The organism is Actinoplanes awajinensis subsp. mycoplanecinus, assembly GCF_001509495.1.
GTDB lineage: Bacteria > Actinomycetota > Actinomycetes > Mycobacteriales > Micromonosporaceae > Actinoplanes > Actinoplanes palleronii.
On the sequence record NZ_LLZH01000318.1, the window covers coordinates 45,268 to 70,500 of the forward strand.

21 protein-coding genes are annotated in these 25,233 nt (G+C 71.4%); 4 read left to right on the forward strand and 17 right to left on the reverse strand.

Annotated features, from left to right (window positions below; all coding sequences use genetic code 11):
* Positions 1-439 precede the first annotated feature (439 nt).
* The 8 genes from whiA to rsgA form a co-directional block, all read right to left on the reverse strand.
* Complete coding sequence (whiA, locus tag ADL15_RS41735) at positions 440-1,420, reverse strand: DNA-binding protein WhiA (protein ID WP_067704212.1); 981 nt, start codon at positions 1,418-1,420, stop codon at positions 440-442.
* A gap of 58 nt (positions 1,421-1,478) precedes the next feature.
* Positions 1,479-2,537 (reverse strand): gluconeogenesis factor YvcK family protein, encoded by a 1,059-nt coding sequence (locus tag ADL15_RS41740; RefSeq protein WP_067704215.1) that lies wholly within the window; start codon positions 2,535-2,537, stop codon positions 1,479-1,481.
* Complete coding sequence (gene rapZ / locus ADL15_RS41745) at positions 2,534-3,436, reverse strand: RNase adapter RapZ (protein WP_067704218.1); 903 nt, start codon at positions 3,434-3,436, stop codon at positions 2,534-2,536. Before rapZ ends, ADL15_RS41740 begins: the two co-directional genes overlap by 4 nt.
* 141 nt (positions 3,437-3,577) lie before the next feature.
* Complete coding sequence (gene uvrC / locus ADL15_RS41750; protein WP_067704224.1) at positions 3,578-5,632, reverse strand: excinuclease ABC subunit UvrC; 2,055 nt, start codon at positions 5,630-5,632, stop codon at positions 3,578-3,580.
* Between the two features lie 109 nt (positions 5,633-5,741).
* Positions 5,742-6,275, reverse strand: coding sequence for a Rieske (2Fe-2S) protein (locus ADL15_RS41755; protein ID WP_083972428.1), 534 nt, complete (start codon positions 6,273-6,275; stop codon positions 5,742-5,744).
* A gap of 605 nt (positions 6,276-6,880) precedes the next feature.
* On the reverse strand, positions 6,881-9,838 hold the full coding sequence (gene uvrA / locus ADL15_RS41760) for an excinuclease ABC subunit UvrA (protein ID WP_067704228.1): 2,958 nt from the start codon (positions 9,836-9,838) through the stop codon (positions 6,881-6,883).
* A gap of 127 nt (positions 9,839-9,965) precedes the next feature.
* The gene (locus ADL15_RS41765; RefSeq protein WP_083972429.1) at positions 9,966-11,756 is read right to left on the reverse strand and encodes a hypothetical protein; all 1,791 of its coding nucleotides are present in this window, start codon (positions 11,754-11,756) and stop codon (positions 9,966-9,968) included.
* 175 nt (positions 11,757-11,931) lie between these two features.
* Positions 11,932-12,963 (reverse strand): ribosome small subunit-dependent GTPase A, encoded by a 1,032-nt coding sequence (gene rsgA, locus ADL15_RS41770; RefSeq protein ID WP_067704230.1) that lies wholly within the window; start codon positions 12,961-12,963, stop codon positions 11,932-11,934.
* A 212-nt stretch (positions 12,964-13,175) separates the two neighbouring features.
* On the opposite strand from rsgA, the gene ADL15_RS41775 reads away from it, so the two are divergent.
* The 3 genes from ADL15_RS41775 to ADL15_RS41785 all read left to right on the forward strand — a co-directional run bounded on the left by ADL15_RS41775 (position 13,176) and on the right by ADL15_RS41785 (position 15,301).
* The gene (locus tag ADL15_RS41775) at positions 13,176-13,877 is read left to right on the forward strand and encodes a maleylpyruvate isomerase family mycothiol-dependent enzyme (RefSeq protein ID WP_067704233.1); all 702 of its coding nucleotides are present in this window, start codon (positions 13,176-13,178) and stop codon (positions 13,875-13,877) included.
* Between the two features lies 1 nt (position 13,878).
* Entirely contained in the window at positions 13,879-14,529 is a 651-nt protein-coding gene (locus ADL15_RS41780) for an MBL fold metallo-hydrolase (protein WP_394326987.1), read from the forward strand.
* 292 nt (positions 14,530-14,821) lie between these two features.
* Entirely contained in the window at positions 14,822-15,301 is a 480-nt protein-coding gene (locus ADL15_RS41785) for a hypothetical protein (protein ID WP_157441950.1), read from the forward strand.
* 82 nt (positions 15,302-15,383) lie between these two features.
* Here the strand turns inward: ADL15_RS41785 and ADL15_RS41790 are convergent, their stop codons facing one another.
* The 8 genes from ADL15_RS41790 to ADL15_RS41825 form a co-directional block, all read right to left on the reverse strand.
* Positions 15,384-16,094, reverse strand: a complete 711-nt coding sequence (locus ADL15_RS41790) for a hypothetical protein (protein WP_067704243.1) — start codon at positions 16,092-16,094, stop codon at positions 15,384-15,386.
* 13 nt (positions 16,095-16,107) lie between these two features.
* Complete coding sequence (locus tag ADL15_RS41795) at positions 16,108-16,620, reverse strand: SigE family RNA polymerase sigma factor (protein WP_067704246.1); 513 nt, start codon at positions 16,618-16,620, stop codon at positions 16,108-16,110.
* A 61-nt stretch (positions 16,621-16,681) separates the two neighbouring features.
* Entirely contained in the window at positions 16,682-17,614 is a 933-nt protein-coding gene (locus ADL15_RS41800; RefSeq protein ID WP_067704250.1) for a WD40 repeat domain-containing protein, read from the reverse strand.
* Positions 17,615-17,636: 22 nt separating this feature from the next.
* Complete coding sequence (locus ADL15_RS41805) at positions 17,637-18,368, reverse strand: aspartate/glutamate racemase family protein (protein ID WP_067704253.1); 732 nt, start codon at positions 18,366-18,368, stop codon at positions 17,637-17,639.
* Complete coding sequence (locus ADL15_RS41810) at positions 18,368-19,861, reverse strand: NCS1 family nucleobase:cation symporter-1 (RefSeq protein WP_067704255.1); 1,494 nt, start codon at positions 19,859-19,861, stop codon at positions 18,368-18,370. Before ADL15_RS41810 ends, ADL15_RS41805 begins: the two co-directional genes overlap by 1 nt.
* Before the next feature lie 117 nt (positions 19,862-19,978).
* Positions 19,979-20,959: a hypothetical protein gene (locus tag ADL15_RS41815; protein ID WP_157441951.1), complete on the reverse strand. Its 981-nt coding sequence runs from the start codon at positions 20,957-20,959 to the stop codon at positions 19,979-19,981.
* A gap of 72 nt (positions 20,960-21,031) precedes the next feature.
* Positions 21,032-23,017: a protein kinase domain-containing protein gene (locus ADL15_RS41820; RefSeq protein ID WP_338025610.1), complete on the reverse strand. Its 1,986-nt coding sequence runs from the start codon at positions 23,015-23,017 to the stop codon at positions 21,032-21,034.
* A 180-nt stretch (positions 23,018-23,197) separates the two neighbouring features.
* Entirely contained in the window at positions 23,198-23,914 is a 717-nt protein-coding gene (locus tag ADL15_RS41825) for a GntR family transcriptional regulator (protein ID WP_067704265.1), read from the reverse strand.
* Between the two features lie 118 nt (positions 23,915-24,032).
* Here ADL15_RS41825 and ADL15_RS41830 point away from each other — a divergent pair, with 118 nt between their 5' ends.
* Positions 24,033-24,656: an ATP-dependent Clp protease proteolytic subunit gene (locus tag ADL15_RS41830; RefSeq protein ID WP_067704268.1), complete on the forward strand. Its 624-nt coding sequence runs from the start codon at positions 24,033-24,035 to the stop codon at positions 24,654-24,656.
* A gap of 68 nt (positions 24,657-24,724) precedes the next feature.
* On the opposite strand, the gene ADL15_RS41835 is transcribed toward ADL15_RS41830, so the two are convergent.
* Complete coding sequence (locus ADL15_RS41835; RefSeq protein ID WP_067704271.1) at positions 24,725-25,150, reverse strand: uL11 family ribosomal protein; 426 nt, start codon at positions 25,148-25,150, stop codon at positions 24,725-24,727.
* Positions 25,151-25,233 lie beyond the last annotated feature (83 nt).

A 25,233-nucleotide genomic window follows, 5' to 3' on the forward strand; every position in this document is an offset into this window, starting at 1 on the left:
CGTTTCGGTCCGCCGGAATCTGCGACCGGCGGAGAGTCTCGTGCCGACCGGGTGAGGGTCGGTACTAGGGGCGTCCGGCCGCCGCGCCCGAAGGAGCGAAAACGCCGCGCCAACACACTGTGGCGGCGTTACAGCGGGGGTTCGGCCGAACTGCCGGCACCGTCGCCGTCACCAGTGACCCTATCCGAGCCCGCCCGCCCGGGAAGCAGCGGGGCGCGACCTGAACGTTACCTAAATCGGATCACCGCGACGTCGCCGTCGCCTCCTGAAGCCTCCCGCGGACACCGCCCGGTAATAAAGGTCCAAAGGTCCCGGAAACGTTCCGGCCGCTGCCCCTCACGACCGCTTCTCCTTGGGTACGAGGTGAAGGCGGGTGACCGAAATCACCCGCCCCGGCTTAAGGGCAGATCGCCGCGGAGCGAAGCGGAGCCGAGCTAGCTCAGCACGCCATCATCTCCGGGGTCACAGCGGCTTCCGTGTCGGGGATGCCCAGGTCGCGGGCGCGTTTGTCGGCCAGCGCCAGCAGCCGGCGGATCCGTCCCGCGATGGCGTCCTTGGTCAGCGGCGGGTCGGCCAGTGCGCCCAGCTCCTCCAGCGACGCCTGCCGGTGCTCCAGCCGCAGCTGGCCGGCCGAGGTCAGATGGTTCGGCGCCTCCTCGGAGAGGATCTCCAGCGCCCGGGTGACCCGGGCCGCCGCGGCCACCGCCGCCCGGGCCGAACGCCGCAGGTTCGCGTCGTCGAAGTTCGCCAGGCGGTTGGCCGTGGCCCGCACCTCACGCCGGACCCGGCGCTCCTCCCAGGCCAGCACGCTGGAGTGCGCGCCGATCCGGGTGAGCAGCGCCGCGATCGCGTCCCCGTCCTTGATCACAACCCGGTCCACCCCGCGGACCTCGCGCTCCTTCGCCGTGATCCCTATCCGCCGGGCAGCGCCACGCAGGGCGAGCGCCGCCTCCGGTCCCGGGCAGGTGATCTCCAGCGCGCTGGAGCGGCCCGGCTCGGTGAGCGAGCCGTGCGCCATGAACGCGCCGCGCCAGGCGGCCACCGCGCAACAGACGTTCGCCGACACCACGTGCGGCGGCAGGCCACGGACCGGCCGGCCGCGCACGTCGAGCAGCCCGGTCTGCCGGGCCAGCGCCTCACCGTCCTTGACGATCCGGACGATGTAATGGCTGCCCTTGCGCAGCCCGCCGGAGGCCAGCACGTGGACCTCGCTGGGATAGCCGTACACGTCGGCGATCTCCCGGCGCAGCCGGCGCGCCACCGCGCCGGTGTCCAGCTCGGCCTCGACGACCACCCGGCCGGAGACGATGTGCAAGCCACCGGCGAACCGGAGCAGGGACGCCATCTCCGCCCGCCGGCAACAGGGCTTGGGCACGTCGACCCGGCTCAGCTCGTCTTTGACCGCTGCGGTCATCGCCATCGTGAATGTCACCTCATGCGCCGGATCTTGGACATTGTGTGTCGCACTACGCCAGTAATTAACGAGCGGCGCCCAATACTGGCACCAGTGCAACACCCAGTGCCTCAGGATCATGCCGTGGGCTGCCGTCGGCAACGGCGACGGGTGCCAATACCAGGTCGGCGCCCATCCGGCGGGCGGCGACGCGTACCGGCTCCGGCTCGCCGGCCCATTTCAGGTCGGCGAGCACGGTGTCCACCCGCAGCTCCGGCAGGTATCGGTGCAGGGTCTCCAGGTGCCCGGCGGCGGACAGCCCGCGGGTCTCCTTGTCGGTGCCCAGGTTGAGGGTTACCAGCCTGCGGGCCGGGCTGGCGACGATCGCCCGGGCCAGTCCGGGCACCAGCAGGTGCGGCAGCACACTGGTGAACCAGCTGCCCGGACCGAAGATCAGCCAGTCGGCGGCGAGCACCGCCTCGACGGCCTGCGGACAGGCCGGCGGATCGGCCGGTTCCAGCCGCAACGACTCCACCCGGCCGTCGGCGACCGCCACCGAATGCTGACCCCGGACGGTGACCGTGTCACCCGGACGTGCAGGGTCGGAGCCCACCACGTCGGCCTCGATACCGACCGCGTACCGCGCCATCGGCAGCACCCGGCCCTGCGCGCCGACCATCTCGGCCGCGTGATCGAGGGCCTCGACCGGGTCGCCGAGCATCTCCATCAGGCCGAGCAGCAGCAGGTTGCCGACCGTGTGCCCGGCCAGGGTGTCCTTGCTGCGGTCGGCCCGCCGCTCGAGCCGGGGCCCGCGCCCGGTTCGCGACTCGCCGTCGCCCGGCTCGGACATCACCGCGAACCGGTGCTGCATCAACCGGGCGGTGAGCTGCGCGGTGGGCTGCCGATCGGCCAGCGCGGCCAGGGCCTGACGCAGGTCACCCGGCGGCAGCAGGGCGTCCCGCTCGACCCGCAGGCGGCCGCTGGAACCCCCGTCGTCGCCGACCGTGACGATCGCGGTGATGTCCAGCGGCACCTCCGCCGCGGCGTGCCGCAGCGCCCGGAGCGAGGCGCTCAGCCCGTGCCCGCCGCCGAACGCCACCACCCGGACCGGCCGGTCCGCCCGGCCCTCGACCGCGGCGGTCACTCCCGCCCCAGGTCACGATGCGAGGCGTGCGCCGACAGACGCATCCCGCTCAATCGTGAAGTCAACTCCTCGGTTATCGCCACGCTCCGGTGTTTGCCACCGGTGCACCCGATCGCGACCGTCAGGTATCGCTTGCCCTCGCGCTCGAAGCCCGGCGCGGTCGCCGCGATCAGGCCGGCGTACGTCGCCACGAAGTCGGTGGCGCCCTCCTGACCGAGCACGTAGCTGCTCACGCCCTCCTCGAGGCCGGTGTGCTCGCGCAGCTCCGGCACCCAGAACGGGTTGGGCAGGAACCGGGCGTCGAGCACGTAGTCGGCGTCCGGTGGCAGGCCGTACTTGAAACCGAACGAGAGGACGGTGATCCGCAGTTTGCGGGCGTCCTCGCCACCGAACAGCTCCTCCACCCGGCGCCGGAGCTGGTTCACGTTCAGGTGACTGGTGTCGATGATCACGTCGGCGTGCTCACGGGCCTCGGCGAGCAGCTTGCGCTCGGCGGCGATCCCGTCGGCCAGCCGGCCGTCACCCTGCAGCGGGTGCGAGCGGCGCACCGACTCGAAGCGCCGGATCAGCACCTCGTCGTCGGCGTCCACGAACACCACCCGCGGCGAGAAACCGCGCTCCTTGAGGGCCCGCACCGCGCCCGCGAGGTCGGTGGAGAACGCGCGGCTGCGCACGTCCAGCACCATCGCGGTGCGCCGGGCCGCGCCGCCGGCGGCGAAGGCCAGCTCGGCCATCTCCAGCATCAGCGCCTGCGGCAGATTGTCGACCACGTAGAACCCGACGTTCTCCAGGGCCCGGGCCACCGTGCTGCGGCCGCCACCGGAGAGCCCGGTGACCACCACCAGGTCAGTACCGGCTTCGTCCGGGTCGACCACGTCGCCGGGTCCGAACTCGGGCATCGCTTCCGTCACGCACGCCTCCCGCGTCGCTTCGCCCGCACCCGTCGGGCGGACACAACATGGTAGTCCGATGAGTACCGCCCGGACCGCCGGACAGGTTGTCCGCCGCCGGAACCCGGCCCGATCATCCGCTGTTCCTCCTCAGTTCGGCGCCGCCGCGGGATTCAGCGCGGCCAGCACCGCCTCGGCGGTCCGCCGGCCGATCCCCGGCACCTCGATGATCTCCTCCGGGGTGGCCGCGGCGAGGCGCTTCACCGATCCGAAGTGCCGCAGCAGCGCCTTGCGCCGGGTCTCGCCCAGCCCGGCGACGCCGTCCAGCGCCGACTCGGTCATCCGTTTCGAGCGGCGCTGCCGGTGGAACGTGATGGCGAACCGGTGCGCCTCGTCCCGGACCCGTTGCAGCAGGTAGAGCGCCTCCGAGGTGCGCGGCAGGATGACCGGGAAGTCGTCGCCCGGCAGCCACACCTCCTCCAGGCGCTTGGCCAGCCCGCACAGCGCGACGTCGGTGACACCCATCTCGGCGAGCACGGTGGCGACCGCGTTCACCTGCGGCTGGCCGCCGTCCACCACGATCAGCTGAGGCGGGTACGCGAAGCGCCGCGGCTTGCCGGTCAGCGGGTCGATGCCGGGCAGCTCCCCGGACGGCTCGACGGTCGCCTCCACCGGCTCCGCGGCCGGATCCGGCTCGGCGGCCGAGTCCGGCTCGGCGGCCGAGTCCGGCTCGGCGGCCGAGTCCGGCTCGGCGGCCGAGTCCGGCTCGGCGGCCGAGTCGGGCGCGTCCGCGACCGCCTGCGCCTTGTACCGCGCGAAGCGGCGCCGCATCACCTCGCTCATCGCGGCGAGGTCGTCCAGCCCGCTGCCGTCCGGGTTGCCCCGGACCGCGAACCGCCGGTACTCCGCCTTGCGGGCCAGGCCGTCCTCGAAGACCACCATCGAGGCCACCACGTCGGTGCCCTGGATGTGCGAGACGTCATAACACTCGATGCGCAGCGGAGCGGTGTCCAGGCCGAGCGCCTCGGCGATCTCCTCGAGGGCCTTGTTGCGGGTGGTCAGGTCGCCGGCCCGGCGCAGCTTGTGCCGCTGCAGCGACTCGCCGGCGTTGCGGGCCACGGTCTCCATCAGCGAGCGCTTGTCGCCACGCTGCGGCACCCGCAGGCTGACCCGGCTGCCCCGGCGCTCGGAGAGCCAGTCGGCGAGCGCCTCGGCGTCGTCGGGCAGCTCCGGGACCAGCAGCTCGCGCGGGACGTCGGCCTCACCCTCGGACTCGCCGTACGTCTGGGTGCAGAAGTGGTGGACCAGGTCGCCGGCGGTGAGGTTCTCCACCTTCTCCACCACCCAGCCGCGCTGGCCGCGGATCCGGCCGTCGCGGACGTTGAAGACCTGCACGGCCGCCTCGAGCGGGTCCTCGGCGAACGCGACCACGTCGGCGTCGGTGCCGTCGCCGAGCACGACGGTCTGTTTCTCCATGGCCCGGCGCAGCGCCGCGATGTCGTCACGCAGCCGGGCCGCGCGCTCGAACTCCAGCTCCTCGGAGGCGTCCAGCATGTCGCGCTCGAGCCGTTTCACGAACGCGTCGGTCTTGCCGGCCATGAAGTCGCAGAAGTCGTCGACGATCGCGCGGTGCTGCTCGGCGCTGACCTGGCCGGTGCACGGGGCGGAGCACTTGCCGATGTAACCGAGCAGGCAGGGCCGGCCGATCTGGGCGGACCGTTTGAACACGCCGGTCGAGCAGGTGCGGGCCGGGAAGACCCGGAGCAGCAGGTCGAGCGTCTCGCGGATGGCCCAGGCGTGCGAATACGGCCCGAAATAGCGGACGCCTTTTCGCTTGGCGCCCCGCATGACCTGCAGTCGCGGATATTCTTCGTTCAGGGTGACGGCGAGGAACGGGTACGACTTGTCGTCGCGGTACTTCACGTTGAAGCGCGGGTCGAACTCCTTGATCCAGGAGAACTCCAGCTGCAGCGCCTCGACCTCGGTGCCGACCGTCACCCAGTCGACGCCGGCGGCGGTGGTGACCATCTGCTGGGTCCGCGCGTGCAACGACCACAGGTCGGCGAAGTACGAATTGAGCCGGCTCCGCAGGCTCTTCGCCTTGCCGACATAGATCACCCGGCCGGCCGGATCGCGGAAACGGTAGACGCCCGGAGCGTCGGGAATGGTACCGGGCGCCGGACGATAAGTGGACGGGTCTGGCACAACCCCAACAGTAGTGCCTGGGACTGACATGATTGCCCGACCGGAGGTCCGGTGCCGCCGCCACGGCGCCGGATCTCCGGCCTGTGCTCAGAACCCCTCCGGCACCCGATCAGGCGGCGACGATGTTCTCGCCGTCCACCTTGACCTTGGTCTCGGCCAGCGGCTTGGGCGCCGGGCCACCGGCCACCGAGCCGTCCTTGATCGAGAACTTGGCGCCGTGGCACGGGCAGTTGATCGTGCCGTCCTTCACCTCGCTGACCTCGCAGCCCTGGTGGGTGCAGATCTTGGTGAACGCCTTGAAGGTGCCCTGGGTGGGCTGGGTGATGACGTAGTCACCCTGGATGATGCCGCCGCCCGAGGGCACGTCGGCGACCAGCGCGAGCGAGGCACCGGCCGCGCCGCCGCCACTGTCGCCACCGGTGGTGCCGCCACCGGTCGTGGTTCCCTTGCTGCCGGCCGGGCCCGGCTCGGCCTCGAAGTCGGAGCCGTTCGGGTTGGTGCCGGTCGTGGCGGTGCCGCAGGCGGCCAGGACCGCGGCGGCGCCGAGACCGCCGGCGCCCAGCAGGACGCAACGGCGGGTCGACGCGGTGCCCGTCTGCGCCACCTCGGTCTCGACGTCGGCCCTCGTCTGCACGTCAGTCATGTGTCGCCCCTCCAAGTACCTGGTCCACGTCTGATCTCACGCGGAGTCGCCCCTGAGTACGGGAGCGCCACCACGATCGGTTCATGCGTGCGGCGAGATTAACCCGCGCTGTGCCGCGGCGGATTCCCCCGATTCGCACACATCCGGACGTCCTGTTTGCCGCACTTGCGGCACCGTTGTCGTCCGGGGTCGACCTTAAAAGACCCAGCCGCCGGACTGTCTATGAGTCCCCTAAGAAATTTCTAAAATCAAATTTCCCGCAGTGGCACATCCCGCCCTCAATCCGGCCGGGGCAGCCGCCGACGCAGGGCAGCCCCGGAGGCAGCGGCCGCGCAGGACAGCCCCGGAGAGACGCCCGCGCACGGTGCGCCCCCGGCTGGTTCTCACGGCCCTTTCCCACCCGCGATAACGGCCGCCAGCACCAGCCGAGCCCAGCCGGCGAGCACTCACCGTGGTTTCCCGACCGCTTCCGCAACGCAGCCCCGCAGACACCGTTTCCGCAACGCAGCCCTGCGGACACCGTTTCCGCGATGCAGCCCTGCAGACCGGGAGGAAACACGACGGACCGGCCCGGGAAGCCCCGAGCCGGTCCGTCGACGGCGGATCTAGACCGCGGCCTTGGCCCGCGACCGGGTCGCCCGCGGCTTGGTCGCCACCGCCTTCTCCCCGTTCGCCTTGGCGCCCCGGGCGCTGGCGGCCGCCGCGCCGCCACCCTCACCCGTCAGGCCGAGCATGTGCCGCAGGTACTGACCGGTGTGGCTGGACGGCACCTCGGCCAGCTCCTCCGGTGTGCCGGTGGCCAGCACCAGACCGCCCTTGCTGCCGCCCTCCGGGCCCATGTCGATCAGCCAGTCGGCCGTCTTGATCACGTCGAGGTTGTGCTCGATCGTGATGACCGTGTTGCCCTTGTCGACCAGGCCGTTGAGCACGATCAGCAGCTTGCGGATGTCTTCGAAGTGCAGGCCGGTGGTCGGCTCGTCGAGCACGTAGACGGTCCGGCCGGTGGAGCGTTTCTGCAGCTCGGAGGCGAGCTTGACGCGCTGCGCCTCACCACCGGAGAGGGTGGTCGCGGGCTGGCCGAGACGCACGTACCCGAGGCCGACGTCGACCAGGGTGCGCAGGTGCCGGTGGATGGCCGGCAGCGCCGAGAAGAACTCGGCACCCTCCTCGATCGGCATCTCCAGCACCTCGGAGATGGTCTTGCCCTTGTAGTGCACCTCGAGGGTCTCCCGGTTGTACCGGGCGCCCTTGCAGACCTCGCAGGGGACGTACACGTCCGGCAGGAAGTTCATCTCGATCTTGATGGTGCCGTCGCCGGAGCAGTTCTCGCAGCGGCCGCCCTTGACGTTGAACGAGAACCGGCCCGGGCCATAACCCCGCACCTTGGCCTCGGCGGTCTCCGCGAACAGCTTGCGGACGTGGTCGAAGACGCCGGTGTACGTCGCCGGGTTGGACCGCGGGGTGCGGCCGATCGGCGACTGGTCCACGCCGACGACCTTGTCCACGTGCTCCAGGCCGGTGACCTTGGTGTGCCGGCCGGGCACCTGCCGGGCCTTGTTGATCTGGTTCGCCATCACGGTGTGCAGGATGTCGTTGACCAGGGTCGACTTGCCCGAGCCGCTGACACCGGTGACCGCGATGAACTGGCCGAGCGGGAACGGCACGGTCAGGTTGCGCAGGTTGTGCTCGCGCGCGCCGTGCACGACCACCTCGCGGCCCGCGGTCTGCGGGCGCCGGGCCTCCGGCAGCGGGATCGACTTGCGGCCGGAGAGATAGGCCCCGGTCGGCGACTTCTCGTTGGCCAGCAGCCCCTCGACCGAGCCGCTGTGCACGATGTGCCCGCCGTGCTCGCCGGCGCCCGGGCCGATGTCGACGATCCAGTCCGCGGTACGGATGGTGTCCTCGTCGTGCTCCACCACGATCAGGGTGTTGCCCAGGTCACGCAGCCGGACCAGGGTCTCGATCAGCCGGTGGTTGTCCCGCTGGTGCAGCCCGATGGACGGCTCGTCCAGCACGTACAGCACGCCGACCAGGCCGGAGCCGATCTGGGTGGCGAGCCGGATGCGCTGCGCCTCGCCGCCGGAGAGGGTACCGGCGCCACGGTCCAGGGAGAGGTAGTCCAGGCCGACGTCGAGCAGGAAGCGCAGCCGGGCGTTGATCTCCTTGAGCACCCGCTCGGCGATCAGCTTCTGCCGGTCGTCGAGCTCGAGCGTGGAGAGCAGCTCGGAGCACTCGCCGATGGAGAGGTTGCACACCTCGGCGATGTTCTTGCCGGCCACGGTGACCGCGAGCACCTCGGGCTTGAGCCGGGCGCCGCCGCAGACCGAGCAGGGCACGTCGCGCATGTACCCCTCATACTTGTCGCGCGACCAGTCGCTCTCGGTGTCGTTGTGCCGCCGCTCGATCCACTGCACCACGCCCTCGAAGCCGGTGTAGTAGGAGCGCTCCCGGCCGTACTTGTTGCGGTAGCGCACGTGGACCTGGTCTTCCGACCCGTACAGAATAGTTTTTTGTGCCTGGTTGGGCAGGGCCCGCCAGGGCACGTCGAGCTTGAAGCCCTCGGCCTTGGCCAACGCTTCCAGCAGGCGCAGGAAATACTCCTGGGTGGTGCCGCCGGCCCACGGCTGGATCGCGCCCTCGTTGAGGCTCTTCTCCTCGTCGGGCACGAGCAGCTCGGCGTCGACCTCCTTCTTGGTGCCGAGGCCGGAGCACTCCGGGCAGGCGCCGTAGGGAGCGTTGAACGAGAAGACCCGCGGTTCGAGGTCCTCGATCGCCAGGGGGTGGTCGTTCGGGCAGGCCAGGTGCTCGGAGAAGCGGCGCTCGCGCTCCGGGTCGTCCTCCGGCAGGTCGACGAAGTCGAGCAGCAGGATGCCGCCGGCCAGGCCCAGCGCGGACTCCACCGAGTCGGTCAGCCGCTGCTTGCTGCTCGCCTTGACGCTCAGCCGGTCGACCACCACCTCGATGGTGTGCTTCTCCTGCTTCTTCAGCTTCGGCGGCTCGGTGAGCGGGTGCACCACACCGTTGACCCGGGCCCGGGCGTAGCCCTTGGCCTGGAGCTCGGCGAACAGATCGACATACTCCCCCTTGCGGCCGCGGACGACCGGGGCGAGGACCATGAAGCGGGTGCCCTCGGGCATCGCGAGGACCCGGTCGACGATCTGCTGCGGGGTCTGCTTGCTGATCCGCTCACCGCAGACCGGGCAGTGCGGGACGCCGGTGCGGGCGAACAGCAGACGCAGGTAGTCGTAGACCTCGGTGATGGTGCCGACGGTCGAACGCGGGTTGCGCGAGGTCGATTTCTGGTCGATCGAGACGGCCGGGGACAGGCCCTCGATGAAGTCGACGTCCGGCTTGTCCATCTGGCCGAGGAACTGCCGCGCGTACGACGACAGGGACTCGACGTACCGCCGCTGTCCCTCGGCGAAGATCGTGTCGAACGCGAGGCTGGACTTGCCCGACCCGGACAGCCCGGTGAAGACGATCAGGGCGTCGCGGGGCAGGTCGAGGTTGACGTCGCGAAGGTTGTGCTCGCGAGCGCCACGAATAGTCAGTCGGTCGGCCACTGCCAGCCTCTCCGTACATGTGTATGAGTCGAGCAGACACTCTAGCGACGGGGTATGACATTTTTCGTCGGCCTAGACGGAGCGCCTCTCACATGACGGACATTCCCGCAGAACGGGCGGATGAACGTCACCCGCCGGAGGGATCCCGCAGGGCCCAGATCTCCACGCCGCCGACGCTCTCCGGCTCGCCCAGCACGTCGACCAGGGTGGCCCGCAGCGCCACCGCGTTCGGGGCCTGCGGCACCAGCACCACCACCGCCGCCCGCCAGTACGCCAGGTCGGCCCGGACCCGCTCCCGCTCGACCGTGGTCAGGTACGGCCGCATCCCGGTCAGCTGCACCCGGATCAGCAGCTGGGAGGTGAACCGGTCGGGCGCCTTCCACGACCCGGTGTCGTCGGCGGGCGGGTTCGCCGGGCCCATGAAGTAGCCGCGCGGCACCGCGAAGTCCAGGTTCTGCAGGGTGGCCCAGCGCTGCCCGGTCCGGCCCACGGTCACGTCCGGCAGCGGCACGGTGACCAGCGTCCGGCCCTCCGGCACGTACTGCTTCCACAGCCCGGCGGTGAGGAACGCCGGCATCGGGTCGCCCTGCACCACCGGCACCGGCTTCGGGAAGAGCGGGACCAGGGCCAGCGCCATCCCGATCCAGAACCGCCGGCGGCGGGCCGGGGACGACTCGCGGATCCGGTCGGCGGCCAGCGCCAGCAGGATCCCGGCGATGGTGGCCGGCACCATGGCGAACCGGGTGACGCTCACCAGGTCGATCACCGGGATGTGGCTGACCAGTCCGAACGGCAGTCGGATGCCGGTACGCACGCCACCCGCCTGCAGGCGCGGCCCCATCGAGGCGAGCAGCAGCACCAGCCCGGCGATCGCCGCGGACCGGGCAGCCGCCGAGCGCCACAGCATCACCGTCGACACCACGATCATGATCAGGCCGAACGGCCCGAAGAACGTGTTGTCCTCGGTGGCGCTGACGCTCAGCCGGTCCATCGCCTCCGTCCCGGCGATCGACTGCCGCGGGAACGCCGCGATCGACCACAGGTCGGTGACGAAGTCGCTCGGCGCGAACGGCTGGCCGTGGTAGTTGCCCGGCGCGAAGAACTGGTACCAGAGCGGGTAGCCGGCCAGCACCAGCGCGACCCCCGCGGCGACGCCGAGCCCGGCCGTGAACCGCTTGGCCACCTCGCGGACCTCACGCGGGCGCATCGCGGCGTAGGCGAGCACGAAGACCGCGAGGGTGAGCGCGAGGAAGAGCAGCGTCTCCTCGTTGATGAAGATCTGCACCACGATCAGCAGGCCCAGGACGATCCCGCCGCGCACCGCCCGGCCCGGCTCGCGCAGCCGCAGCACCTGCCACAGGATGATCGGGACGAGGTACTGATTGACGAAGTTCACGTGCCCGCTGGCGTGCGAGATCATCGTCGGCGCGAAGCCGCACCAGAGCGCACCGATCGCCGCCGCCACCCGGCTGCGCACCAGGTGCCCGGCGAAGAGCCAGTACCAGGCCGTCGCGGTGCCGGCCAGACCCAGCGTGAGCAGCAGCGCGACCGAGACACCGCCGCCGAGGAAGTGGGTCACCGGTGCGAGCGGCAGGCTGAGCGCCAGGACCCCCGTGTTCGCCATCATGTTCACGCCGACCGGCGCGTTCAGGTGGCTCTCGAAGAACGGTGAGGCGCCGTCGAAGACCACTCGCTCGCCGTGCGCCAGCATGAACAGGAAGATGCCGTGGTCGTCGTCGTTGCGGTCGAGGATCCGGCCGTTCGGGTCGATCCAGAGCCGGATCAGCACGAACACCGCGAGCGCGAGGAAGCCCAGCACGACCCACAGATCGCTCCGCCGCCACCGGCGGAAACCGGCTCCGATCTGCTCGGATACCGGCACGACCTGTTTCTCGAGCAACTCCTCCGCCGCGCGCATCGGGCGGATTCTGCCAGAGCCACCTGACCGTCCGGCAAACGCGGCGCAGCTGCGGGGCACGGTGTGAGGTGCGCTTACGCTTCCGCTGAGGTCCTTCTCACCCCTTTTCCGGTACGAGGTGAAAGCCGCCCGGTCACCCGCCCGGGCAGCTCTGCCCCTCGTACCGGAAAAAGGGTCAGTGCGGCCGGCGGCGCGGAGCGGTCGCCAAGCGGACGGTCCGGCGCCGGCTCTCCACCGCGACCTCGCGCCGCAGCTTCCGCCAGCTGTCCAGGCGGCGAGGCGGCAGGACGCCGTCGGCGAGCGCGGCCTGCACGGCGCACCCGGGTTCGGCCTCGTGCCCGCAGTCGTCGAAGCGGCAGTGCCCGGCCAGCTCGACCACGTCGGCGAACGCCCGTTCCAGGCCGGAGCCGGTGTCGAGCAGGCCGACCCCGCGGATGCCCGGGGTGTCCAGCACGCAGCCGCCACCCGGCACGGTGACCAGATTCCGGTACGCCGTGGTGTGCCGGCCCTTGCCGTCCGCGTCCCGGATCGCCTGCACGGGCATCACCGTCGTGCCGGCCAGCGCGTTGGCGAGCGTCGATTTGCCGGCGCCGGACCTGCCGAGCAGGGCCAGGGTGCGGCCCGGCGCGACGAACTCGCGCAGCCGGTCCAGCCCGTCGCCGCGGTGCACGCTGACCGGGACGACCGGGACGCCGGGGGCGAGCTCGGCGAGCTGCCGGGCCACCGCCTGCGGATCAGGCGCGGTGTCGCTCTTGGTGAGCACCAGGATCGGGTCGGCCCCGGACTCGAAGGCCAGCGCCAGCAGCCGTTCCACCCGGGCGTCGTTCGGCTCGGGGAAGATCGGCTCGACCACCGCGACGGTGTCCATGTTGGCGGCGAGCACCTGGCCGGACGAGTCCTTGTCGGCGGTGCGCCGGATCAGCGCGGTCCGCCGGGGCAGCACCAGCTCCAGGGTGACCCGGCGGTCGGGCCAGTCGCGCAGCACCACCCAGTCACCGGCACAGGGCAGCCGGGACGGGTCGCGGGCCGTCTCGATCAGCGCGTTGCCGCCCAGACTGGCCCGGGTCACGCCGGTCGCGGTGAGCACGGTGCTGACCCCACGGTCGGCGCGCAGCACCCGGCCGGGCACGGTGTCCTTGCGGTCGAAAGGACGGTAGGAGGAGAGGAAGGTCTCGTCCCAGCCGAGCTGGGACAGGTCGAACGACATGGGAACCCTTTACGGTCGAGGAGGGGCGAAGGCCCCCGGGTGAAGGGACGCGAGATCAGCGGACAACACGTGCCTCACCTCCTCCGCGGGTTCGTTGTGAGCGACGCGTCTCGGGATCGACGGTACGGTCACGGTCATCACCGCGAAAGCGAATTCCGCGGTGCGGCGCACAGCGCTCGGGCAAGCGCCCGGAACCGGCTAGGGTCGGTCCCGTGACGATCGACCCACTGGTCCTGATGACCGACGTCGAGCAGGCCACCGAGACGCTGCTGCGGACCGCCGAGGGCCTCGACGACTCGGTGATCGGGACGCCGTCCGCGCTGCCCGGCTGGACCGTCGGGCACGTCCTGACCCACGTGGCCCGCAACGCCGACGCCTATACGAACCTGCTGACCTGGGCGCGCACCGGGGTGGAGACCCCGGCCTACGCCACGGCGGACGCGCGGGAGGCGGGCATCACGGCCGGCGCCGCCCGGCCGCTCGCCGAGCAGGTCGCCGACATCCGCGCCGCGCACGAGCGGTTCGCCGACGCGGCCGCCGCGATGCCGGCCGCCGCCTGGACGTTCCACCTGCCGGCCATCAACCGGTCCGCGGCCGCGGTGCCCTGGGCCCGGCTGCGCGAGGTCGAGGTGCACCACGTCGACCTCGGCCTGGCTTATTCCCCGGCCGACTGGTCGGAGGCGTTCGCGCTGCGGCTGCTCCGGGAGATCGCCGGCGACCTGCCGGCCTCGGCGCCGGCCATGGTCCTGCACCCGGCCGCGGTCGACCACGCGATCGTGATCGGCTCGGCGGACGGCCCGGCGATCGGCGGACCGCTCCGCTCGATCGCCGGTTGGCTGTCCGGCCGCGCCGACGGCGCCGACCTGACCGTCTCGCCCGACGGCGAACTCCCCCAGCCCGCTCGGTGGAAGTGAGATCCCGATGACCGACGACTACACCGGTACCGCACCCGGCACCCGTGACCTCGGCGGCGGCCTGACCCTGCGCAAGGTGTCGGTCGGCCCGATGGACAACAACGCCTACCTGCTGACCGCCGGCACCGACCAGCTGCTCATCGACGCCGCGAACGACGCCGCCGACCTGCTGAAGCTGGCCGGCGACGCGGGCCTGCGCACGGTGGTCACCACCCACCAGCACCACGACCACTGGTACGCCCTGGCCGAGGTGGTCGCGGCCACCGGCGCGCAGTCGCTGGCCCACACGGCCGACGCCGGCGCCCTGCCGGTGGTCACCGGCACGCTGCGCGACGGCGACGTCGTCGAGGTCGGCGCGCACACCCTCGAGGTGATCCACGTGGTGGGCCACACCCCTGGCTCGATCGTGCTGGCCTACCAGGAACCGGACGGCGGCCGGGTGCACCTGTTCACCGGCGACAGCCTCTTCCCGGGCGGGGTCGGCAACACCCGCGGCGTGAAGGAGAACTTCACCTCACTGATCAACGACGTAGAGCACAAACTGTTCGACCGCTTCCCGGACGACACCTGGTTCTACCCGGGCCACGGCAAGGACTCGACGCTCGGCACCGAGCGCCCCCACCTGCCCGAATGGCGCACCCGAGGCTGGTGACCGGCGGCACCGTCGCCCCACCGGCCGGACGGCATCCATCGATATCGGCGAGAATGAGCGCCGCTGTTCGCTTGGGGCACACCGTCACGGGGAGACTTCATGACCCATCCGCCACAGCCCGGGCCGCCCGATCCGCGGTTCCCGGGCCATTCCGGCTATCCGGGCCCACGTCTACCTGGCCGACGACAAGGAGTGGCTGGCCTGGAATGCCCCCGCCGCGGCCGATCTCGGCGGTGGGGTGCTGGCCTACGCGTCCGGGCAGGGAAAGTACGGATTCGACATCGTGGTGCGGATGAGCATGTTCGCCGGCGGAAAACGGGATCTCCGGGTCACGCTCCAGCACGAGTTCGGCCACGCGGTCACGCTGATGGGCATAGCTCCACAGCGCACCTTCGCGGATCGGGACACCGTGCTGACCGAGGGCATCGCCGAGTACATCGGCGAGGGCGCCGCCTCCCCGTTGAGGAGCGAACGCCTTCCGGAGGTCCGTCGGTATCTGCGGGACAACGCCGTCCTCGACCTGGACTTCAGCTGGCCGCGCCAGGAGAGCAGCGTCGATACCGTCAGCGGCGCGTACGGTGTCGGGCACTTCGCCGTGACCTGCCTGGTGAAGAAGTTCGGGCAGGACAAGATGTTCGCGTACTTCGACGCCCGGGTGCGGCAGGGACAGGACACCGACCGGGCGTCCGAGACGGTGTTCGGCAAGCCCTGGCAGACGGTGAGCAGCGATTGCGCCGCGTGGATCTACAAGACCGCCGGCGTGAAGCGGTAGCGCGCGGGTGGTAGACGTGTAAGCCGCCGGATCCGGGCGATTGGCGCGTCCGGATCCGGCGGCTTCGTCGGTACTGCTCGGGTCAGCCCCGGCCCTGCTTGGCGTTCGGGTTGACGTGGATGCCCTCGGCGAACTCGACGATCTGGTCGGCGGACCAGCCGATCCCGTCCCAGACCTGGATCTGCAGGTTCACGCCGGACGGCTGCGCTACGTAGAGGGTCCGGCCGTCCTTGGCGCCCTCTTTTTTGACCAGGGTGGCCTTCTTGCCGCCGACCTTGACGGCCTCGCCGGCCGGCGTGCCCTGCTCGTCGAGCGACTGCAGCGTCACGACGACCTTGCCGACGAAGCTGTACGGGTCGGTGTCCGCCTGGTCGCCCTGCGGCTCCGCGCTGTTCCGCGGCTTGGCACCCTCCGGGGCCAGGGTCAGCAGGTTCTCGTCGAGTCCCTGGACCTCCCAGCCGGCCGGAACCTTGTCGATGGAGAAGCCGGCCGGCTGCTCGCCCTTGTAGGCGACCAGCGCGAACGCAGCGCTCGCGGTCACGCCGGTGGTGGCGGCGGTCGTGGCGGTCGGGCCGGCGGCCTGCGGGGTGCTGGGCGCCGGGGTGCTCGTGGTGGTGAACGCGACGGCCGCGGCGGCGACCACGATCGCGAACGCCGAGCCGGTGGCCGCCTGCAGCGCCCGGCGGCGACGCAGCGCGCCACGGCCCCGGGCCAGGTCGGCGTCGGTCTGTGCGGTGGTGGGAGCGGCCGGGGAACCGGCCAGGGCTTCGAACTGCTCACGCAGGTTCGTCATGGTGATCCTCTGCTCAGAGGTGGGCGAGTGACGGGTTCTGGCCGATGACCGTCCGGAGCCGGTCGAGGGCCCGGGCGGTCTGGCTCTTCACCGTTCCCTCGGAACAACCGAGGGCGTCGGCGGTGTCAGCGACGTCGAGGTCGTAGAAGTAGCGGAAGACCAACGCCGCCCGCATCCGTGGTGGCAGCTGCTTCAGGGCCGCGCGCAGCCCGTCCGCCACCTCACCCTGTGCCACCTGTTCGGCGCCGGCCCGGTCGGGCACGTCTGCCATCGACTCCTCCCGGCGCCGCCACCAGCGCCGCCGCTCGTCGGTCAGCGCGTTGACCAGCACCCGGCGCAGATAACCGTCCGGGTTGTCGGCACGCTGGAACGCCGGCCACGCCACGTACAGCTTGGTCAGCGTCGACTGGACCAGATCCTCGGCCAGGTGCGCGTCACCCGCCGTGAGCAGAGTGGCCGTACGCACCAGGCCGGATCTCCGGGACACCACGAAGCGGTGGAATTGCTCGTCACGCTCGCTTCTCACAAGGCCTCCTTCGCTGTCACACCTCCCTGACGACTCCCGTTGCCGCCGGGTTGCACGCCGGTCAGAAATAGGTGGCCGCGCGCACCCGCCGGTCCCCGCCGAGGCTCAGCAGCACCCGGTGGACCGCGTCGTGGTGGGTGGGCGCGAAACCCGGTTCGGTCGCGAGCAGGTCACCGGTGCGCGGGTCCCAGGCCCGCAGGCCCGCCTCGTCCGAGCTGAACAGCCGCCGGCCGTCGCTGAAGAACCGGCCGGTCGGCCCGGGGATCGTGGTGACCTCGACGGCGTCCCCGGCCCCGGTCACGTCGAAGATCCGCGCGCCCGGCGCCATGTCCTCGTCGTCGTCGCCGATCCCCTCGATCGCGACCAGGTCGTCGCCGATCCAGGTCATCGCGTGGCCCCAGTAGTACTCCCGGGCGCAGACGTCGAGCCGGTTCCCGGGCAGCCCGCCGTCCAGGCTCCACACCACCGGGACGCCGACCGGGTGCCAGACCCACCCGTCGTCGAGCAGCCGGTCGGCGCCGGGGCTCAGGTGGAGCTCGCCGTGGAAGTAGTCCAGGTCCTGCTCGCCGGCGGTGAGCAGCTCGCCGGTGGTGACGTCCGAGACGTCGAGGCGGTTCCAGGCGGTCCGGTGCACCGCGAGGGCCCGCCCGTCGCGCTCGAGGAAGCGGAACGCGAACGGCACGTGCTCCGCGTGGTGGTCGCCGCCGTCGAGTTCCGTCGTGGCCAGGCCGGTGCCCAGGTCCAGGACCGTGCCGTACCGGCCGTGGTCCTCGACGACGGCGGCGAACCGGCCGGCCGGGTCGGCGTGCAGCCGGAGCTGTCCTTTCCGGGCGGCGGTGGCGAGGTGCCGCCACGTTCCGGAGCCGATGTCCCAGCGGCCGACCCGGCCGGTGTCGTCAAGGGTCAGCCAGGAGCCGGGGGCGCCACCCGGCGCCAGGTCGAGCACGGTGCCGGCCTCGGCGGGCAGCGGGGACTCGATCATGTTCGTCAGCACCGCCGCATCGTCGCAGGGTGCCTCAATGCCTGCTGAACTCCGCGAGCAGGCCGGTGTACGCCTTGGCCGGCGGCGACGCGTACTCGTCCCGTTTCGAGGTGCGCAGGCCCAGCGTGACCAGGGACTGGACCAGCACGGTCGCGGCGGCGACGCCGTCCACGACCGGCACGCCCAGCGCGGCGGAGACGTCGGCGCAGAGCGTCGCCATCCCGGCGCAGCCGAGCACGATCACGTCGGAGCCGTCCCGGGCCAGCGCGGTGCGGGCCAGTTCCACGACCCGGGGCAGGACGGCCGGGTCGTGCTCCAGTCGCAGGACCGGGATGTCGCAGGCCCAGACCCCCTTGCAGGCGCCGGCCGGTGCGTAGCGGTGGGCGAGGTCGAGGGCTCTCCCCGTCGTACGGGAAAGGGTTGTCACCACGCTGAAACCGCGACCCAGCAGCGTGGCCGCATGCATCGCGGCCTCGGCGATGCCGACCACCGGCCCGGCGGCGATCTCCCGGGCCGCGTCCAGGCCGGGGTCGCCGAAGCAGGCGATCACGTAGCCGTCGGCGCCGGCCCGCTCCCCCGCGGCGACCTCGGCGAGCAGGCCGGGCACCGCGAGGGCCTCGTCGTAGTGACTCTCGATCGAGGCCGGGCCCATCGCCGGGGTGATCCCCTCGACGACGACGCCCGGGCCGGCGACGGCCCGGGCGCTCGCCTCGATCAACGCGGTCATCGACGCCGTGGTGTTGGGATTGATGACCCTGATCAGCATCAGACGGTCTTTTTAAGGAGTCCGAGATAGGTCACGAAGCCCAGGCCACATCCGATGAACCAGCTGTACTGGGCGATGGTGTGCATGCCCGGCCCGCCGGTCCAGAGCACCGGGATCATCGCGATGACCGCGCCCACCGCGGTCGCGATGATCGCCGGCAGGTGGTAGCCGTTCCGGTAGAAGTACCTGCCCTCCGGCGCCATGGTGAACATCGCGTCCACGTCGACCTGCTGCTTGCGCACCAGGTAGTAGTCGGCGATCAGCACACCGAACAGCGGGCCGATGAAGGCGCCGAGCGTCTCCAGCGTGTAGTGGATGACGTCCGGGTTGTTGTAGAGGTTCCACGGGGTGATCAGCACCGAGCCGACCGCGGCGATCATGCCGCCGGCGCGCCAGCTGATCCGTTGCGGACTGACGTTGGAGAAGTCGAACGCCGGCGAGATGAAGTTCGCGACGATGTTGATGCCGATCGTGGCGATCGTGAAGGTCAGTGCGCCCAGGACGATCGCGAACGTGCTGTCGATCCGGGACACCGTCGCCACCGGGTCGGTGATCAGCTCGCCGAAGACCGGGAGGGTCAGGCTGGCCGTCACCACGGTCAGGATGCTGAACATCAGGAAGTTGATCGGCAGGCCGAGGAAGTTGCCCTTCTTGACCGCTGTGAACGACTTCCCGTATCGGGAGAAGTCGCCGAAGTTCAGCATCGGACCGGAGAAGTACGACACGACCAGCGCGATCGCGCCCAGCATGATCGGGACGGCGTCCAACCCGGTGTACTTCACCTCGCCCAGGTTCAGGTCGATGGCGCTCCACCCGGCCTTGTAGATCAGGTAGCCGGTCAGCGCGAACATCACCACGTAGACGGCCGGGCCGCAGAAGTCGATGAACCGGCGGATGGTCTCCATGCCGGTCCAGAACACCGCGGCCTGCAGCACCCAGAGGATCGCGTAGGTGCACCAGCCGAGCAGGGGCAGGCCCAGGAAGCCGTACTGGTTCACGTCGGCGTAGGGCAGCAGCGAGGGCCAGAGCTTCAGCACGACGACGTCCAGCGCCGCCGAGGCCAGGTACGTCTGGATGCCGTACCAGGCCACCGCGATCAGGCCCCGGATGATGGCCGGGACGTTCGCGCCGAGCACACCGAACGCCACCCGGTTGATCACCGGGTAGGGCACGCCGGTGGCCTGGCTCGGCTTGGCCACCAGGTTGCAGAAGAAGTAGACGATCGTGATGCCCACCACCAGCGAGACCAGCACCTGCCAGCTCGACAGGCCGAGCGCGAACAGCGAGCCGGCGGTGACGTACCCGCCGACGCTGTGCACGTCGGACATCCAGAACGCGAAGATGTTGTAGGAGCCCCAGGTCTGCTTGCGCAGCGGGGCCAGGTCCTCGTTGGTCAGGCGGGGGTCGTATCCGGGTTTGATGATGCCGCTGCCCGCCGGCATGCCGGCGGCTTCGACCAGGTCCTCGGGCTTGCTCGAGAGGGTGTCGGACATGCGAACACGCTAAGAACCAGGTGTTTCACAGCGATGAGCGGAAATGTATATCTTCGGCTGCCCACCGGGCCGGGCGGCTGCCCACCGGGCCGGGCGGCTGCCCACCGGGCCGGGCGGCTACCCGAGGATCCGGGCGGTGGCGCTGCCCTGCCACGGGATCGCCGGGCTCAGCTGCGGCACGGTGTCCAGCGCGATCGGCAGCTCGCCGGCGGACACGCCGACCGGCAGCCGGAACGTGAACCGGTGGGTGACGCTGCCACCCGCCGCGGGCGCGGCGACCGTCACGCTGAACGAGTCCGTTCCGCCGGTCACCCTGGGCCACCTGCCGGAGCGCTCCAGGCCCTCCGGCGGGTAGAACGTCAGAGTGACCCGCTCGGGGTGGGCGCCCCGGTGGTGGGTGACCGTCACGTCGACACCGCCGGACCGGAATCCGCCGACCGGCCGGCCGAGAATCACCTCACCGGCGGTGAGCCGGGTCTCGGTCACCCGCGGGTTGAGCGGCATCCGGGTCGGCCCGCTGACCTGGGCGAACCGGCCGTCGCGCAGGGCGTACCCGCGGGTCTGCCAGCTCTGCGGGGTCCGGTCGGCGCAGCAGCGCTGATAGTCGGCGACCCGCGCGGTCACCACGCCGGACCCGTCGACCCGGACGCCGGTGTTGCTGATGTCGCGGACCTCGCCGGTGGTCGCCGTGACCTGCCCGCGGGAGACGATCCGACCGTCGGCGTCCCGGTCGTAGGCGACGATCTGCTTGCTGCCGCCCTCGATCAGGCAGCCCAGCACGACGAGGGTCTCGTCGGTGCCGTCGTGGTCGATGTCGCCGTAGCTGACCGCCAGGATCACGATCGACTGCCCGTAGGGCGGGCGGCCGTCCGGCACGGTCCTCGGCGCGACCGTCACCTCGCCGTGGTGGAAGCGCAGCGGGCCGGACGGGCCCTGGACGTTGTCGGCGGGCCAGGCCGGCACGTCCAGGGTGGCCTCCCGGAGCGCCGCGAGGGAGATCCGGCCACCGTCCGGTGCGGGCGGCGCGGCGTGGGCGGGCACCGCGACCGGGAGGACGGCGGCGAGAGCGACCAGGGTGGTGAGCACGGAAGATTTCATCGTGGGGACATTCTGGGCCAAAGTCGTCCAACCGGGCACCCTTACCGGCCGGAATTCACCCGTTCCAGGTCCTCAGTAGGTCCATTTCTGGTTGTCGGCGCCGGAGCACTCCCAGATCTGCGCGGTCACCCCGTTCGCGGTGCTGGCGTCCGGCACGTCCAGGCACTTGTAGCCCCAGCCGCTCGTCAGGTCACTCGCCGCGTTGTAGTTGAACTGCTGCGCGGTCCCGCCGGTGCAGCCGGCCAGCCGCAGCTGAGTGCCGTTGGCGGTGCTGGAGATCTGCGCGCACTGCCCGCGCACCCGCATAGTGCCGTCGGCCGGGAAGCTGAACATCTGCGCCGCCGCGCCGGAGCAGGCCCACAGCTTGAGCAGGCCGGTGGTGCTCGGCGCGTAGAGGCAGGTGCCGGTGCCGTGGTTGCGGATCTGCCGCCCGACCGGCGCCGGTTCGGTCGTGGTGGCGGCGGTCGTCGCGGTGGGTTTGGCGGTGCTGGGGGTCACCGTCACGGTCACGGTTCCGGCCGGCGGCTTCGTGGGTTGCGCGGGCTTGCCGGTGGTGGCTCCAGGGCGCGCGGAGGGCGCGTTGGCGCGGGTCGGGCGCGCGGAGGGCACTGCCGCCGGGGCGCCGGCGGGTGTGAGGGCCGGCCCGGAGGACACCGCGATCACGCCGGGGTTCTGTGTCTCGGCCGCGCCCTCGGGTGCGCTGAGCATCTGCTGCACGCCGACGCCGGCCACGATCAACAGGATCGCTCCGGCCACCAGACTGCGGCGTCGCCACCGCGGCCTTCCGGCCGGCGCGGGGGCAGGTTGGTCCGGCGCCGGGTCCGCGGTGGCCGATGTCAACCCCTTCGTGGGTACGACCGGAGCCGGGCCAGCGGCGGCAGCCGTGGTCGCACTGCTGTCCGCCGGCGTCGCTCCCTTGCCGGGCGGCGTCGCGGCCGGGGGCGCTCCGTTGACCGGGGTCGCCTCCTTGACCGGCGGCGTCGCGGCCGCAGCGGCCCCGTTGACCGGGATGGCTTCCTCGGGCGGCGTCGTGGCCGGGGTCGCCCCGTTCACCGGGGTCGCTTCCTTGGGCGGCGGCATCGCGGCCGGGGGCGCCCCGTTCACCGGAGTCGCTTCCGCGACGGCGGGCGCGGTCGCTCCGTTGGCGGGCGGGGTCGCTCCGTTGGCCGGCGCAGCGGCGGGCGCTGCGAGAGGCGGTGTCGCGAACGGATGCTCGTTGAAGCGGGCCTGCGCGGCCGCCGGACTGTCCTGCTCCGCCGCGGCCATCAGCAACAGGTAGGCCGTCTCGGCGTCCGCGCGCTGTGCCGGGTCCCGCTGGAGCAGCGCGACGAGCGCCGGCCGCAGCGCACCGGCCCGGGCCGGCGGGGCCGGAAGCTCGGTGGCCAGCGCGGCCAGGGTCGCCATCGGCGACGACTTCGCGTACGGCGGCCGCCCCTCCACGGCCGCGTACAGGGTCGCCCCCAGCGACCACAGATCCGCCGCCGGCCCGATCTCGGCGTCCAGCGCACGCTCCGGCGCCAGGTAGGACGGCGAACCGAGCACCACACCGGTGCTGGTCATGCTGGAGTCCCCGGCCAGGGTGGCCAGTCCGAAATCGGTCAGCACCACCCGGCCGTCGTGCGCGAGCAGCACGTTGCCCGGCTTCACGTCCCGGTGCAGCAGCCCGGCCCGGTGCGCGGCCCGCAGCGCGGCGAGCACGCCCAGCCCGACCCGGGCCACCTGGTCCGGCGCCATCGGCCCCTCGGCCTGGAGCACGTCGTAGAGCGACCGGGACGGCACCAGCTCCATCACGATCCACGGGTCACCGGAGTCGAACACCACGTCGAAGACCCGGACCACGTTCGCCTGGTCCACCTGGGCGATGGCGCGCGCCTCCCGGATGGACCGCTCACGGAGCCCGCGCAGGGCGTCCTCGGTCAGCCCGGCCGGTGGCACCAATTCCTTGATCGCCACATCCCGGCCGAGCAGTTCGTCACGGGCCGCCCAGACCCGGCCCATGCCACCTTGGCCCAAGGGTCCTACCAGGCGGTAACGTTCAGCGATCAGCACTGGCGGCACGGTACCGGCAGTGATCGGTTCCGGTTGTCAGGCACGCGACGCGGACCACACCGTCCATCCATCGTCAATGACATGTCAAACCCTCACCGATCTGCACGATCGGCTGGTCAGGAGCGCTCCCATCGCGGCGCCCCGGTCCCGCGAACCGGCCTCGGCTCCCACACTGTGGATGATGTGAAATCAGTCACCCTCGGCGAAAAGTCCGGTGTGCTGGGGCAGCGTGGAGATGAAGCCCTGCAGCCGGTGATGGTGGTCGGCGCAGGCCCGGGCGAGCCCCTCCGGGTCCCGGCGCAGGAACGCGGCGAGCATCCCGGCGTGGTCCGAGTGCAGCAGCTCCCGGTCGCCGGCGGTCAGGTGGGACATCGGGCGCAACGGCTCGGTCATGTTCCACGCCGCCTCGAGCATGTGCAGCAGGCGGCGCATCCGGCACGGGCCGATCAGCGCCAGGTGGAACCGCCGGCTCTCCCGGTGGTACGACGTACCCCCGTCATCGGCCTCGCTCGCCGCGTCCAGCGACCGAAGAGCGGACCGCGCCTGCCGATCGTCCTCGGGGGTGGCCCCGGCCACCGCAGCGCGCAGCGCCGCCGACTCGAGCGCCTCCCGGACCAGATAGATCTGACCGAACTCCCGGGCGGTCATCATGGCCACCCGGTAGCCGCCGTTCGGCCGGTGGTCGACGAGGCCCTCGCCGATCAGGGTCATCAGCGCCTCACGCACCGGGATCCGGCTGACCCCGAACGCGGCGGCGACCGCGTCGACCGGGATCGCCGAGCCGGGCGGCACCTCACCGTGCAGGATGATCGCCCGCAGATCGTCCACGATCGCGCTCTGGGCGCTGCCCGCCGGCCGGTCCGCCAGGCGCGCCAGCAGCGCCGATCGGCGGCGAGGTCCGGACATGCCGGGACCCTAGCGGCTCACGGTTATCGGTAGGTTTCCGATGTGCCCCAGGCGGCGCCGAGGCGAAAGACTCCCGCGTACGCTGGCGAAAGCCCACCGGTGAACGTGGAGGCGCTCCGTGAACCTCAGACATGATCCGTCGCGGTGGGGTTTCCCGCCGCACCAGCCGCAGCAGCCGTTCGACCTGCCGCCCGGCGGGCCGGCCTTCCCCGGCTGGCTCGAGGAACGACTCTTCGACCAGCGCATCGTGATGCTGCGCGGCCAGCTCACCAGCGACCTGGCGACCGGCATCTCGGCCGCGCTGCTCACCCTGGACGCGGCCGGTACGGCGCCGATCCAGGTGCACGTGGCCTGCCCGGGCGGCGATCTGAGCGCCGCGCTCGCGGTGGTCGACGTGATCGACGCGCTGGTCTCCCCGGTGCACTCGCTCGTCACCTCGGAGGCCGGCGGCGCCGCCCTGGCCGTGTTGTCGGCCACCGACCGCCGGGCCGCCTATCGGCACGCCCGGTTCCGGCTCACCGAGCCACGGGCCGCCGGGGTGACCGGCACCGCCGACGAGGTGGCCGCCGCGGCCGGGCAGCACCTGCGGGAGCTGGAGGAGATCGTGGTGCGGCTGGCCGAGCTGACCGGCCGGCCGCGCAGCCGGGTGGAGGACGACCTCTCCGCCGGGCGCACCCTGAGCGCCGCCGAAGCCCTGGAGTACGGCCTGCTCGACGAGGTCGTCACGCCCAAGGCGCGGTGACCGGGACGTCCCGGAACGGGGAACGGCCCCGGACCGTCAGGTCCAGGGCCGTTCGCACGCATGAGAGGTCAGGAAGAAACCTTGACACCCATCGAACGCGCGGTGCCGCTGACGATCTGAATCGCGGCGTCCATGTCGTTCGCGTTGAGGTCGGGCATCTTGCGCTCCGCGATCTCCTTGACCTGCGTGACACTGAGCGTGCCGACGTGCTGGGTCAGCGGGTTGGATGCGCCCGACTGGATGCCCAGAGCCTTGCGGATCAGGAAGCTGGTCGGCGGCGTCTTGTAGACCAGCGTGTGGCTGCGGTCCTCGTAGACACTCACGATGACCGGGATGATCTCGCCCCGGTTCTTCGACGTGGCCTCGTCGTACTCGACCTTGACGGCGCGCATGTTGGCGCCGGTCGGGCCGAGCATCTTACCGAGGTCGACCATCGCGGCGTTACCCGCCTCAAGCGCGAGGGTTACCTCATGGGTCTTCTTCTTGGGAGGCATCGGGTAAGGCTCCTTAGGGTGAGCTGCGGGCCGAGACAACGCAGCTCGCCAGCATCAACGACACACGACAACCCCGAGACCTT

What these genes read in the sequence shown, in the direction of transcription:
- ADL15_RS41765 (WP_083972429.1), bottom strand. Translation starts at nt 11,756, where the DNA reads ATGCGCGCGGCGGAGGAGTTGCTCGAGAAACAGGTCGTGCCGGTATCC.
- rapZ (WP_067704218.1), bottom strand. Translation starts at nt 3,436, where the DNA reads ATGCCCGAGTTCGGACCCGGCGACGTGGTCGACCCGGACGAAGCCGGT.
- ADL15_RS41825 (WP_067704265.1), bottom strand. Translation starts at nt 23,914, where the DNA reads ATGTCCGGACCTCGCCGCCGATCGGCGCTGCTGGCGCGCCTGGCGGAC.
- rsgA (WP_067704230.1), bottom strand. Translation starts at nt 12,963, where the DNA reads ATGTCGTTCGACCTGTCCCAGCTCGGCTGGGACGAGACCTTCCTCTCC.
- ADL15_RS41790 (WP_067704243.1), bottom strand. Translation starts at nt 16,094, where the DNA reads ATGACGAACCTGCGTGAGCAGTTCGAAGCCCTGGCCGGTTCCCCGGCC.
- ADL15_RS41785 (WP_157441950.1), top strand. Translation starts at nt 14,822, where the DNA reads ATGAGCATGTTCGCCGGCGGAAAACGGGATCTCCGGGTCACGCTCCAG.
- ADL15_RS41805 (WP_067704253.1), bottom strand. Translation starts at nt 18,368, where the DNA reads ATGCTGATCAGGGTCATCAATCCCAACACCACGGCGTCGATGACCGCG.
- whiA (WP_067704212.1), bottom strand. Translation starts at nt 1,420, where the DNA reads ATGGCGATGACCGCAGCGGTCAAAGACGAGCTGAGCCGGGTCGACGTG.
- ADL15_RS41835 (WP_067704271.1), bottom strand. Translation starts at nt 25,150, where the DNA reads ATGCCTCCCAAGAAGAAGACCCATGAGGTAACCCTCGCGCTTGAGGCG.
- ADL15_RS41810 (WP_067704255.1), bottom strand. Translation starts at nt 19,861, where the DNA reads ATGTCCGACACCCTCTCGAGCAAGCCCGAGGACCTGGTCGAAGCCGCC.
- ADL15_RS41755 (WP_083972428.1), bottom strand. Translation starts at nt 6,275, where the DNA reads ATGACTGACGTGCAGACGAGGGCCGACGTCGAGACCGAGGTGGCGCAG.
- ADL15_RS41815 (WP_157441951.1), bottom strand. Translation starts at nt 20,959, where the DNA reads ATGAAATCTTCCGTGCTCACCACCCTGGTCGCTCTCGCCGCCGTCCTC.